Source organism: Streptomyces speibonae, assembly GCF_984686075.1.
This window is the reverse complement of record NZ_OZ480260.1, coordinates 6,845,370-6,858,007: the sequence shown is the minus strand read 5'-3', so window position 1 is coordinate 6,858,007 and position 12,638 is coordinate 6,845,370. Positions and strand designations below refer to the sequence as shown.

The 12,638-nt window shown below is 71.4% G+C and carries 10 protein-coding genes; 3 read left to right on the top strand and 7 right to left on the bottom strand.

The annotated features are described in order from the left end of the window. Position 1: 1 nt before the first annotated feature. Positions 2-1,375 (bottom strand): aldehyde dehydrogenase family protein, encoded by a 1,374-nt coding sequence (locus AC5L3C_RS30875; RefSeq protein WP_493652295.1) that lies wholly within the window; start codon positions 1,373-1,375, stop codon positions 2-4. Between the two features lie 8 nt (positions 1,376-1,383). Next, positions 1,384-2,754, bottom strand: coding sequence for a glutamine synthetase family protein (locus tag AC5L3C_RS30870; protein WP_493652293.1), 1,371 nt, complete (start codon positions 2,752-2,754; stop codon positions 1,384-1,386). An 85-nt stretch (positions 2,755-2,839) separates the two neighbouring features. On the opposite strand from AC5L3C_RS30870, the gene AC5L3C_RS30865 reads away from it, so the two are divergent. The 3 genes from AC5L3C_RS30865 to AC5L3C_RS30855 all read left to right on the top strand — a co-directional run bounded on the left by AC5L3C_RS30865 (position 2,840) and on the right by AC5L3C_RS30855 (position 5,920). Continuing rightward, positions 2,840-3,574: a FadR/GntR family transcriptional regulator gene (locus AC5L3C_RS30865; RefSeq protein WP_493652292.1), complete on the top strand. Its 735-nt coding sequence runs from the start codon at positions 2,840-2,842 to the stop codon at positions 3,572-3,574. 180 nt (positions 3,575-3,754) lie between these two features. Next, positions 3,755-5,200, top strand: a complete 1,446-nt coding sequence (eat, locus tag AC5L3C_RS30860; protein ID WP_493652290.1) for an ethanolamine permease — start codon at positions 3,755-3,757, stop codon at positions 5,198-5,200. Between the two features lie 21 nt (positions 5,201-5,221). After that, a complete protein-coding gene (locus AC5L3C_RS30855; RefSeq protein ID WP_125507982.1) occupies positions 5,222-5,920 on the top strand; it encodes a gamma-glutamyl-gamma-aminobutyrate hydrolase family protein in 699 nt (232 codons plus the stop codon). A 248-nt stretch (positions 5,921-6,168) separates the two neighbouring features. Here AC5L3C_RS30855 and AC5L3C_RS30850 read toward each other — a convergent pair whose 3' ends face one another. From AC5L3C_RS30850 to AC5L3C_RS30830, 5 genes are all read right to left on the bottom strand, one after another. Next, positions 6,169-7,122 (bottom strand): LysR family transcriptional regulator, encoded by a 954-nt coding sequence (locus AC5L3C_RS30850; protein ID WP_125507980.1) that lies wholly within the window; start codon positions 7,120-7,122, stop codon positions 6,169-6,171. A gap of 9 nt (positions 7,123-7,131) precedes the next feature. After that, positions 7,132-7,866 (bottom strand): helical backbone metal receptor, encoded by a 735-nt coding sequence (locus tag AC5L3C_RS30845; protein WP_493652288.1) that lies wholly within the window; start codon positions 7,864-7,866, stop codon positions 7,132-7,134. Further along, positions 7,863-8,432, bottom strand: a complete 570-nt coding sequence (locus AC5L3C_RS30840; protein WP_125507976.1) for a helix-turn-helix domain-containing protein — start codon at positions 8,430-8,432, stop codon at positions 7,863-7,865. The genes AC5L3C_RS30845 and AC5L3C_RS30840 overlap by 4 nt, the downstream gene beginning before the upstream one ends. A 394-nt stretch (positions 8,433-8,826) precedes the next feature. Continuing rightward, the gene (locus AC5L3C_RS30835) at positions 8,827-11,448 is read right to left on the bottom strand and encodes an ABC transporter permease/substrate binding protein (protein WP_493652286.1); all 2,622 of its coding nucleotides are present in this window, start codon (positions 11,446-11,448) and stop codon (positions 8,827-8,829) included. After that, positions 11,441-12,529, bottom strand: a complete 1,089-nt coding sequence (locus AC5L3C_RS30830) for a quaternary amine ABC transporter ATP-binding protein (protein WP_493652284.1) — start codon at positions 12,527-12,529, stop codon at positions 11,441-11,443. The genes AC5L3C_RS30835 and AC5L3C_RS30830 overlap by 8 nt, the downstream gene beginning before the upstream one ends. Between the last annotated feature and the right edge of the window lie 109 nt (positions 12,530-12,638).

The following is a 12,638-nucleotide window of genomic DNA, read 5'->3' as shown; positions in this document are numbered from 1 at the left end:
CTCAGGCCTCCGTGCTGATGAAGACGTTCTTGGTTTCGGTGAAGGCGGTGAGCGCGTCGGGGCCGAGCTCGCGGCCGACGCCGGACTGCTTGAACCCGCCGAAGGGGGTCCAGTAGCGGACGCTGGAGTGGGAGTTGACGGACAGGTTGCCCGCGCGCACCGCCTGCGAGACACGCAGGGCGCGGCCCACGTCCCGGGTCCAGATCGAGCCGGAGAGTCCGTACTCGGTGGCGTTGGCCAGGCGTACGGCGTCGGCCTCGGTGTCGAAGGGGAGGACGACGGCGACGGGGCCGAAGACCTCCTCGACGGCGACGGGTGCCTGCGGGTCGACGCCGGTGAGGACGGTGGGCGGGAACCAGTGGCCGGGGCCCTCGGGGGCCTTGCCGCGGATGCCGTCGAGGCCGTCGGTGACGTAGGACCGGACGCGGGCGAGCTGGGCGGCGGAGATCAGCGGGCCCATGTCCACGCTCTCGTCGGCCGGGTCGCCCACCCGGACCGTCTCGATCGCGGGGGCGAGCAGTTCGAGGAACCGGTCGTGCACGGAGCGCTCGACGAGGATGCGGGTGCGGGCGCAGCAGTCCTGTCCCGCGTTGTCGAGGAAGGACATGGGGGCGGCGGCCGCGGCGGCCTCCAGGTCGGCGTCGGCGAAGACGATGTTGGGGCTCTTGCCGCCGAGTTCGAGGGTGACGCGCTTGAGGCGGTCCGCGCCCCTGACCCACACCTGTTTGCCGACGGCGGTCGACCCGGTGAACACGATCTTGGCGACGCCGGGGTGTTCGACGAGGGCGTTGCCGGCGACCGGGCCGTGTCCGGGGAGGACCTGGAAGAGGCCCTCGGGCAGTCCGGCGGTGAGGGCGAGCTCGGCCAGGCGCAGGGCGGTGAGGGGGGTGGTCTCGGCTGGTTTGAGGAGCACCGCGTTGCCGGCGGCGAGGGCGGGTGCGGTGCCCCAGGCCGCGATGGGCATCGGGAAGTTCCAGGGGGCGATGACGCCGACCACGCCGAGCGGTTCGGGGAAGGTGACATCGACCCCGCCGGCGACGGGGATCTGCCGGCCGGTGAGGCGTTCCACTCCCCCGGCCGCGTAGTCGAGCAGGTCGCGGACGTTGCCCGCCTCCCAGCGGGCGTTGCCGAGGGTGTGGCCGGCCTCGCGGACCTCCAGCCGGGCCAGTTCCTCGAGGTGCTCGTCGACGGTGACGGCGAAGCGGCGCAGCAGCCGGGCCCGCTCGCCGGGCGCGAGGGCGGCCCAGGCGGTCTGCGCGCGTGCGGCGCGTACGACGGCCGCGTCGACGTCGGTGACGGTCGCGGCGGGGACGGTGGCGATGGCCTCCTCGGTCGCGGGGTTGTGGACCTGGAGCTCGGCGGGCTGGTCGGGCACGGAGGGCCTCACATGCGTTCGAAGGAGCGGCGCAGTTCCCAGTCGGTGACCGCGGCGTCGAAGGCGTCGATCTCGACGCGCGCCATGTTGCGGTAGTGCGCGACGACGTCGTCGCCGAAGGCCGCCTTGGCGATCACGCTGTTCTCCCACAGCTCGGCGGCCTCGCGCAGGGTGGTGGGGACGTGCTCGTAGTCGCCGGTGTAGGCGTTGCCCGGGCAGGGCTCGGGCAGTTCCAGCTTCTGCTCGATGCCGTACAGCCCGGCGGCGACCATGCCGGCCACGGCGAGGTGCGGATTGACGTCGCCGCCGGGCAGCCGGTTCTCGAAGCGCAGGGAGCGGCCGTGGCCGACGACGCGCAGGGCGCAGGTGCGGTTGTCGCGTCCCCAGGCGACGGCGGTGGGCGCGAAGGAGCCCGGCTGGAACCGCTTGTAGGAGTTGATGTGCGGGGCGTAGAGCAGGGAGAAGTCCCGCAGCGCGGCGAGCTGCCCGGCGAGGAAGTGGCGCATGACCTCGGACATGGCGTCCGGCTCCTCGGCGGAGTCCGGCATGACGGTGTCGCCGGCCGCGTCCGTCAGGGAGAGGTGGACGTGGCAGGAGTTGCCCTCGCGCTCGTTGTACTTGGCCATGAAGGTGATCGAGACGCCCTCCTGGGCGGCGATCTCCTTGGCGCCGGTCTTGTAGACGGCGTGCTGGTCGCAGGTGACCAGGGCCTCGTCGTAGCGGAAGGCGATCTCGTGCTGGCCGGGGTTGCACTCGCCCTTGGCGGACTCGACGGTGAGTCCGGCCGCGGCCATCTCGTTGCGGATGCGGCGCAGCAGGGGTTCGATGCGTCCGGTGCCGAGCACGGAGTAGTCGACGTTGTACTGGTTGGCGGGGGTCAGGTTCCGGTAGCCGGCGTCCCAGGCCTGTTCGTAGGTGTCCCGGAAGACGATGAACTCCAGCTCGGTGCCGGTCTGGGCGGTGTAGCCGAGCGCGGCGAGCCGGTCCAGCTGGCGGCGCAGTATCTGCCGCGGGGCGGCGACGACCGGGGTGCCGTCGGCCCAGGCGAGGTCGGCGACGACCAGGGCGGTGCCCTCGTTCCAGGGGACGCGGCGCAGGGTGTCGAGGTCGGGGTACATGGCGAAGTCGCCGTAGCCGGTGTCCCAGGAGGACATCGCGTAGCCGTCGACGGTGTTCATGTCGGCGTCGACGGCGAGCAGGTAGTTGCAGCCCTCGGTGCCGTGGTGGAGCACCTCGTCGAGGAAGAAGCGCGCGGCGAACCGCTTGCCCTGAAGTCGCCCTTGCATGTCGGGAAAGGCCAGGACGACAGTGTCGATCTCACCGCCGGCGACGAGGGCGTGCAGCTCCTCGACGGAGAGCGGGGGTGTGCGGTCTGCCACGGGAGTGCCTCCTCGGGCTTCTTCGTTCAGCCGGGAGCCATAAGGTATTGCGGTGAACCTTTGCTTGGGAAGGGGGCACGGCGAGATGCCGGAAGATGCGGTCGGCGCGGTGGGGGACCGCCTGGCGCCGGTGCTGCGGCAGGTCCGCGCGGGCAACGGCTTCGAGGAGGCACTGGAGCAGATCCTCCAGGTGGTGCGCCTCGGCCTGGTGGCGGGCGGGGAGCGGCTGCCGGCCGAGCGCGAGCTGGCGGAGCGGCTGGGGATCAGCCGGGTGACGCTGCGCGAGGTGCTGAAGGTGCTCCAGGACCAGGGTCTGGTGGAGTCGCGGCGCGGCCGGTACGGGGGCACGTTCGTGCTGCCCCGCCCGACGGACGCGGGCGAGGAGGAGCTGCGGCGGCGGATCGCCGAGGTGGACATCGAGGACGTGCTGCGCTTCCGGGAGGTGCTGGAGGTGGGCGCGGCGGGGCTGTGCGCGGCGCACGGACTGACGGACGAGCAGGCGCTACGGCTGCGCGAGGCGCTGTCCGGCACGCAGGACGCCCCGCTGGGCGACTACCGGAGGCTGGACACGCTGTTCCACCTGAGGCTGGCGGAGCTGTGCGGTTCGCCGAGCCTGACCGCGCAGTACGCGGCGGTGCGGGCGACGGTGAACGACCTGCTGGACTGCATTCCGCTGCTGGTACACAACCTGGAACACTCCCAGCGGCAGCACGCGGCGCTGGTCGAGGCCGTACTGGAGGGGGACGCGGACGGGGCGCGGGAGGTGATGCGCGAGCACTGCGCGGGAACGGCGGCGCTGCTGCGGGGCTTCCTGGCGTGAGCGTGGGGGCATGACCCGAACGGGCGAGGTGGGGCGCGCGGCGCCGGGGAGAGGCTTTACCGCGGTTTAACGCACGGGTCTTGCGCTCGCGCCGTCCACCCCACGAAGGTATGGGCCCACAAAGGTCTGGATCCGTTCCATTGTCCCCCTCCTTGTCATCGCCCCCTGGGGAGTCGCCCCGTGAGCCTTCCGTCCACGTCCCATGAACCCGCCGGTGAGGCGGACGACTACCTGGAGCGCAGAAAGCTGCGCCGCGGCAGCGCCGGCTGGCTGCTGCTGACCGGCCTCGGTGTCGCCTACGTCGTGTCCGGCGACTACTCGGGCTGGAACTTCGGCCTGGCCGAGGGCGGCTTCGGCGGCCTGGCGATCGCCATGGTGCTGATGGGCGCCATGTACACCTGCATGGTCTTCGCGCTGGCCGAGCTGTCCTCGATCCTGCCCACCGCCGGCGGCGGCTACGGCTTCGCCCGCCGTGCCCTCGGCCCGTGGGGCGGCTTCCTCACCGGCACCGCGATCCTGATCGAGTACGTCCTGGCCCCGGCCGCCATCTCCATCTTCATCGGCGACTACGTCGAGTCGCTGGGCCTGTTCGGCCTGGAGTCCGGCTGGCCGGTGTATCTGGCCTGCTTCATCATCTTCATCGGCATCCACCTGTGGGGCGTGGGCGAGGCGCTGCGGTTCAGCTTCGTCGTCACGGGCATCGCGGTGGCGGCGCTGGTGGTCTTCGCGCTGGCGGCCCTGCCCGAGTTCGACGCGTCCTCGCTGGACGACATCCCGGTGGACGGCTCCGCGTTCGGCGCGAACTCCTGGCTGCCGATGGGGCTGCTGGGCATCTGGGCGGCGTTCCCGTTCGGCATGTGGTTCTTCCTGGGCGTGGAGGGCGTACCGCTGGCCGCCGAGGAGACCCGGGAACCGGCCCGTACGCTGCCGAGGGCGATCCGCTGGTCCATGGGCATCCTGGTGGTGCTGGCCCTGATGACCTTCTTCACGGCCGCCGGGGCGCGGGGCTCGTCCGCGGTCCAGGACGCGGGCAACCCGCTGGTGGAGGCGCTCCAGCCGGACGGAGAGGCGACGGCGCTCAGCCGGATCGTCAACTACGCGGGCCTCGCCGGGCTGATCGCGTCGTTCTTCTCACTGATCTACGCCGGTTCGCGCCAGCTGTTCGCGCTGTCCCGCGCGGGCTATCTGCCGAAGTTCCTGTCCCTGACCAGCAGCCGCAAGGCGCCCTACCTCGGGCTGCTCGTGCCCGGCGCGATCGGCTTCGCGCTGGCCGCCGGGACGGGCAACGGCGCGCGCATGCTGAACATCGCGGTCTTCGGCGCGACGATCTCGTACGCGCTGATGTCCCTCTCCCACATCGTGCTGCGCCGCCGCGAGCCGGAGCTGCCGCGGCCGTACCGCACCCCGGGCGGCGTGCTGACCTCCTCGGTCGCCCTGGTGCTGGCCTGCGCGGCGCTGGTGGCGACGTTCCTGGTGGACGTGACGGCCGCGTTCATCGCGCTGGCGGTGTACATCGTGGCCGTGGCCTACTTCGGCCTGTACAGCCGCAAGCATCTGGTGGCGAAGGCGCCGGAGGAGGAATTCGCGGCACTGGCGGCGGCCGAGGCAGAGTTGGCACGGAACTGACAGCACAGGGAGGTGCCCGCCGTGACGGCCAGGCCACTGATCGGCATCAGCACATACGCGGAGTCCGGGGTGCGCTGGGGTGTGTGGCAGCTGGACGCCGCGCTGCTGCCGGCGGGCTATCCCCGGCTGGTGCAGCGGGCAGGCGGGCTGGCCGCGATGCTCCCGCCGGACGCGCCGGAACGGGCGGCGGACACGGTGGCCCGCCTCGACGGCCTGGTCGTGGCGGGCGGTCCGGACGTGGAACCGGCCCGCTACGGCGCCGAGCCCGACCCGCGCACGGGGCCGCCCGCCCGGGAGCGGGACGCCTGGGAGCTGGCGCTGATCGAGGCGGCCCTGGACCGCGGTGTCCCGCTGCTCGGCATCTGCCGGGGCATGCAGCTGCTGAACGTCGCCCTGGGCGGCACACTCGTCCAGCACATCGACGGGCACGCGGAGGTGCCGGGCGTCTTCGGCCGCCACCCGGTCAAGCCGGTCCCGGGCACGCGCTACGCGGCCGCCGTCCCGGAGGAGACGTACGTACCGACCTACCACCACCAGGCGGTGGACCGCCTCGGCACCGACCTGATCCCCTCGGCCCACGCGGAGGACGGCACGGTGGAAGCCATCGAACTCCCCGCCCCCCGATGGACCCTGGGCATCCAATGGCACCCGGAAATGGCAGAAGACCTGCGCGTGATGCAGGCCTTGGTCGCAGCGGTCCGCGGTCAGTCGTGCCGCTAACGCCCCCGCGGGCAGTCGTGGCTCCCCCAGTGCCTCAAGGGCCTGGGAGGTGCCCCCAGCGGCACGGGTGGGCGAAGGGGGTACCTCCCGCTCATGGGGGTACAACCCGCTCATGGGGGTACAACCCGCTCATGGGATACCTCCCGCTCGAGCGAAGCCGAGAGTGGGGGAGGAGCCGAGAGTGGGGGAGGCACCCCGTAGGCGCCGGGCTGCGCGAACACCCCCGGCCGGCACCGACGCCGGGCCACCTACCCCCGCGTGAGCGACAACAGATCCCGCGCCGGCCCCACCGGCCGGTGCCCCGTCGTCCACACCGCCCGCAGATCCCGCGCCAGCGCAACCCCCTGCACCGGCACCCGCACCAGCCGCCGCGTGGCCAGCTCCTCCCCCACCGCGAGTTCACTCAGCACCGCCGGCCCCGCACCCCCCACCGCCGCCGCCTTCACCGCGGTGGTGGACGACAGCTCGATCAACGGCCGCGCCAGACCGCCCAGCGCGGCATCCAGCACCTGCCGGGTCCCCGACCCCTCCTCCCGCAGGATCAGTTCCGTGGCCGCCAGCTCCTCCGCGGCCAGCGGCCGCCTCCGCCGCGCCCACGCGTGCGACGGTGCCGCGACGACGATCAGCCGGTCGTGGGCGATCACCGCGGAGTCCAGCCCCGTCGGCACCGTGAGGCCCTCCACGAACCCCACGTCCGCCTCGCCCGCGAGCAGTCGCTCCGCCACCGCCGCGGAGTTCCCCGCGAGCAGCGACACCGCCGTGTCCGGCCACTGCGCGCGCAGCGCGAGCAGCCAGCCGGGCAGCAGATATTCGGCGATCGTCATACTGGCCGCCACCCTCAGCCGCGAGTCCCTGCGGTCCCGCAGCGCCTGCGCGCCCGCGTCGAAGGCTTCCGCCGCCTCCACGATCCTTCGCGCCCAGTCCGTAACCAGCGCCCCCGCGTCCGTCAGCCGTGAGCCGCGCGGCGAGCGGTCGACCAGGGCCACGCCCAGCTGCCGTTCCATCGACCTCACGCGGCTGCTCGCCGCGGGCTGGGTGATGCCCAGCTCGCGTGCCGCGCCGCCCAGACTGCCCAGCCGCGCCACCGCCAGCAGCAGCTCCAGCGCCCCGAGGTCCGGCACCCGGTGGGCCAGCCCCCCGGCGCCCGCCGGCCGGTCGGACCGGTCCGGCCGGTCCTCGGCATGATCCTCCGTCTTGCTCATAAGCCCAGCTTATGTGGAGCGCGCCGCGCGCAGGGCACGCCCCAGTACCACCGGTGCCTCGGCCAGCGACGGCCCGTACCAGGTGAGGTGCCGGCCGCTGACCAGCGCGCACGGCAGCCCCGGGAAGGCCTCCGGGCCGTCGTCGGCGGTGAAGCGGTACGGCTCGTCGGGCAGGACGACGACGTCCGGTGCCGCCGCGCGCAGGTCGTCGAGCGGCACGCGCGGATAGCGCTCGGGGTGGCCGGCGCAGAGGTGCCGGACGCCGAGCCGGGCGAGCAGGTCGCCGGCGAAGGTGTCCCGGCCCAGCACCATCCAGGGGCGCCGCCAGACGGGCACGACCGCCGTCCGGTACTCCGGGGGCGGGGGCATGGCGGCCCAGGCGGCCTCGGCCTCGTCCAGCCACCGGGGCCGTGCCGCCACGGAGCAGGCGGTGAGCACCCGGTCCAGCTCGGCGAAGGCCTGGGGCAGGGTCCGCACCTCCGTCACCAGCACCTCGATCCCCGCCGCGCGCAGGGCGGCCAGGTCGGGCTCGCGGTTCTCCTCCTCGTTGGCGATCACCAGATCGGGGGCGAGGGCGGTGATCCGGTCCGTCTTCGGGTTCTTCGTACCGCCGACGCGTACGACGTCCAGTCCGGCGGGGTGCGTGCACCAGTCGGTGGCGCCGACGAGACAGCCGGGGGCGGAGCGGGCCACGGCCTCCGTCAGCGACGGCACGAGGGAGACCACCCGGGCGGGGCGGTTCATCGGCGCGGCTTGTCCCGCAGCGCCTCGATGTGCTCGGCGACGGCGACGACCAGCAGCCGCGTCTCGGGCACCGTGGCCCGCCAGCGGTGCCGTACGCCTCCGGTCAGGTAGAGGGTGTCGCCGCGGCCCAAGCGGTAGGCGCGGCCCTCGGCCTCGATCTCCACGGCGCCGTCCGACACGTACATCAACTGGTCGTTGCGGAACTGCAGTTCCCGCCCGGCGTCGTGGTCGCCGGTGTATTCGGAGGCGTGCATCTGGTGGTGTCCGCGCACCAGGGAGCGCACCCGGGGTTCGTCGCGCGGCTCGGTGCCGTCGGCACGGACGACGTCCACGCTGCACGCCGGGTCGGCCGCGGCGAGGAGTTCCACGGCGGTGGTGCGCAGGGCGTCGGCCACCTTCTCCAGGGAACTCTGGCTGGGACGCGCCCGCTCGTTCTCGATCTGGCTCAGGAACGGGACGGACAGGCCGCTGCGCTCGGCCACGACGGCGAGCGTGAGGTCCAGCGCGCGGCGGCGGCGCCGCACGGCCGCGCCCACCCGCAAAGGCTGTTCTTTGTGGTCGCCCATCGCTCCGGCTCCCTCCTCGCCGATCGTCCCGCACCCCGTGCGCCCCGGTACGGACGCACTCCTCCTGATGAGTTGTCTGCACCCTACGCACGTTCGGCAAACCGTTTCAGGCGCCTGTCACGTCGCCGTCTCCCGCGGCCGGTGCCGACCTCACACTTCGCGCCAGCCGCCCGGCGGGCCCCTCGGTTCCCCTCCCGTGCGGAAAAGGGGTGTTCCCGCCATTGTTGCCCCTGCGCGCCGGAAGGTCACGGGGAGCTTGGGCAGGGCATTGCGCTCTGTGATTGTCCGGATTCCTACCGTGTTCCTGTCCGGTCACGGACATGCGTGTGGGGCGGGACCGGCCGCCCGTGCGGGGCGGGTCCGGGCCCGCCCCACGCGGCGGCCGGTACGGCGGTTACTGCGGTGTCATCCGCTCCACCATGTCCGGGTGCTCCTCGAGCCAGGCGGCGACGGCCTCCTCCTCGTTGCCCTGGCCGCGGTTCTTGATCTCCGCCTCCAGGGAGCCGAGCTCTTCCTCATTCATGTGGAAACCCTTGATCCACTTGGTGAGCTGCGGGTACTGCTCCGGAAACTTCTTGCTGGCGATGGTGTGGATGGTGTTGGTCGCACCCCAGGCACGCTTCGGGTCCTCGAGTTTGGTCAGGTCGTAGTCGTTATACGCCCAGTGCGGCGACCAGAGCGTGACGGCGATCGGCTCCTCCTTGGCGTAGGAGCGCTTGAGCTCGGCCAGCATCGCCGGCGAGGAACCGTCGACGACCTTGTACTCGTCCTCCAGGCCGTAGGCGGGGAGCACCTTGTTCTTCAGGATGTCCATCTGGCCGGTGCCCGCCTCGATGCCGACGATCCGCCCGCCGAACAGGTCGGCCTTGCCCTTCAGGTCCGCCAGGGACGTGACGTCCTTGACGTAGGAGGGAACGGAGATCTCCAGCGAGACCGGTTCGTACCAGGTGCCGAGGTCGGTGAGTTTGTCCTTGTTCGGCTCGTAGAAGTTCTTCTGCGAGTGCGGCAGCCACGCGTCGAAGTTGAGGTCGATGTCCCCGGACGCGAGGCCGGTGTAGACCGGACCGACCTCCATCTGCTTGAGGTTCATCCTGTAACCGCGCCGCTCCAGCACGTTCTTCCACAGGTAGGTGACGGCGACGTCCTCTTCCCACGGGAACCACGCCACGTCCAGTGCGCGCTTCGCCTCTGCCGGGGTCTCGCCGCCCGACCCGGAGGCCACCGGGGCCAGCTCGTCGACGACGCCCGGGTTGGCCTTCAGCCAGGTGCGGACGGCGTCCTGCTGCTTGCCCTTGTCGGCCTTGTTGATCTCGGCCTCGAGTCCGGTGAGCTGCTCCTCGGTCATCGAGAAGTCCTTCAGCCACTTCCCCACGACCGGGTTGTCACCGGCGAAGCCCTTGCGGGAGACCAGGTGCACGCCGTCGCCCTCGCCCCAGGAGCCCTTGGGGTCCTTCAGCTTCTTCAAGTCGTAGTCGCTGTAGGCCCAGTGCGGCGACCAGAGCGTGACGACGACCGGTTCCTTCTTGCTGTAGGCGCGCTTGAGCTCGGCCAGCATCGCCGGCGTGGAGCTGTCGACGACCTCGTACTCCTTGTCGAGGCCGTAGTCCCCGAGCACCTTGTCCTTGAGCAGGCCCATCATGCCGGCGCTGGACTCGATGCCGGTGATCTTCCCGTTGAAGGTGGCGGCCTCGCCCTTGAGGTCCTCCAGGGAGTCGACGTCCTCCATGTACGCGGGGACGGTCAGCTCCAGCGACGTCTGCTCGTACCAGGTGCCGAGGTCCTCGAGCTGCTCGCCGTACTTCTTCCAGTACGCCTCGTGGGTGGTGGGCAGCCAGGCGTCGGTCTGGAAGTCGACGGTGCCCTGCGCGAGCGCGGTGTACAGCGGTCCGGCCTCGAACTGCTTGGCCTCGACCTCGAAGCCGCGCTGCTCCAGGATCTCCTTCCACAGGAAGGTGGAGGCGACGCCCTCGTCCCACGGGATGTAGCCGATGCTGATCTTCTTGCCCTCGCCGACCTTCTTGCCGTCGGCGGCGGTGTTCTGCCCGTCGCCGCTGCCGCCGAACAGGCCCATGCCGCCCGCGACCAGCGCGAGCACGACGATGCCGATCACGGCGACCTGCGGGCGGGGCCGGTAGGACCAGATCTTCAACCCCTGGGCGGTCCGCGCCTTGGCGGCGGCGCGTCGGCCGAGCGGGGAGACATGGGTGCCCAGGGCGCTGGTCATGCGGTCCAGGTAGATCGCCAGGATGACGATGGCGATGCCGGACTCGGCACCGAGACCGATGTTCAGCTGGCCGATGGCCTCGATGACCGCGCCGCCCAGGCCGCCGGTGCCGACCATGCCCGCGATCGCGGCCATGGACAGGCCCAGCATGATGACCTGGTTGACGCCCGCCATCACCGTGGGCAGCGCCAGCGGGAGCTGGACGCGCAGCAGGGTGTTGCGGGGGGTGGTGCCGAACGCCTCGGCGGCCTCGACCAGTTCCTTGTCGACCTGGCGGATGCCCAGCTCGGTCATGCGCACGCCGGGGGCGAGCGCGAAGATCAGGGTGGCGACGATGCCCGGGGCGGAGCCCGTTCCGAAGAACAGGATCGCCGGGATGAGGTAGATCATCGCGGGCAGCGTCTGCATGAAGTCCAGGATCGGCCGGACCACGGCGCTGACCCGGTCCGAGCGGGCCGCCCAGATGCCCACCGGCACCGATATGACCAGCGCGATCACGGTGGCGACGATGACCAGGGCCAGCGTCACCATCGAGTCCTCCCACAACTCCATGGAGTCGAGGAAGGCGAAGCCGAAGAAGGTGAGGACACCGGCGAAGGTGCCCCGCAGCCAGAAGGCGATGACCGCGAAGATGCCGCAGAGGATCAGCGGTTCGGGGGCCTGGAGGACGGCGTTGACCCCGTCGTAGGCGCCGGTGAAGACGGCCTTGAAGAAGTCGAACAGCCAGCTGACGTTGTCGAGCAGCCAGTCGACGGTGCTGTTGACCCAGTCGCCGAGCGGAATCCTAGGCACGGGCCATCACCTTCTCGCCCTTGTCGCGCGGGGTGTCGCAGACCCCCTGCTCGGACTCCTCGTCGCCGAGGAAGCCGACCAGGCGCTGCCGCGGCACGACCCCGACCAGCGCGTCCTCCGTGTCGACCACCGCGACCGGGTGCGGTACGCGCGCGCTGATCGCGCACAGATCGGTGAACGTGGTGTCGGGCGAGGCCGTCTCGCAGTTGCAGTCGGCCTCGTCGCCGCGCACCTCGCGGTCCATCACCGCCGCGGCGGTCAGCACACGGGAACGGTCGACGTCCTGGGTGAAGGAAGCGACGTAGTCGTTGGCGGGCCGGATCAGGATGTCCTGCGCGGTGCCGATCTGCACGATGCGGCCGTCGCGCATCACCGCGATGCGGTCGCCCAGGCGCATGGCCTCGTTGAGGTCGTGCGTGATGAAGACGATCGTCTTCTTCAGCTTCTTCTGCAGCTCGATCAGCTGGTCCTGCATGTCGCGGCGGATCAGCGGGTCGAGGGCGCTGAAGGACTCGTCCATCAGCAGCAGGTCGGCGTCGGTGGCGAGGGCACGGGCCAGACCGACGCGCTGCTGCATACCGCCGGACAGCTCGTCGGGCCACGACTTCTCCCAGCCGGCCAGGCCGCACAGGGCGAGCGCCTCGTCGGCGCGGCGTTCGCGCTCGGCGCGGGGCACGCCCTGCACTTCAAGACCATAGGCAGCGTTGTCACGGACGCTGCGGTGCGGGAAGAGCGCGAAGTGCTGGAAGACCATGCTGATCTTCCTGGAACGGACCTGGCGCAGTTCCCGGTCGGACAGCGCGGTCAGATCCTGACCGTCGAAGCGCACGTGTCCGGCGGTCGGCTCCAGCAGGCCGTTCAGCATCCGCAGCAGGGTCGACTTGCCCGAGCCCGACAGGCCCATGACGACGAAGATCTCGCCCGGCTCCACGGTGAACGAGGCGTCGATGACGGCGGCGGTGACGCCGTCGGCCCGCAGTTCCTCCCGGTCTGTTTGTTGCTCTCGCAGTCGTTCGACCGCCTGGTCCGGTCGTCTGCCGAACACCTTGAACAGATGCTCGGCCTCAAGCCTGGATGACACGCGTACCTCTTGTCTCGACGGCCAAGGACAGGAGCGACGCCGATCGGCGGGTCACGCGGCCCACACAGTTGAATCTGTAACCGGCATCGCTCCGCGGCCGCGCCTTCCC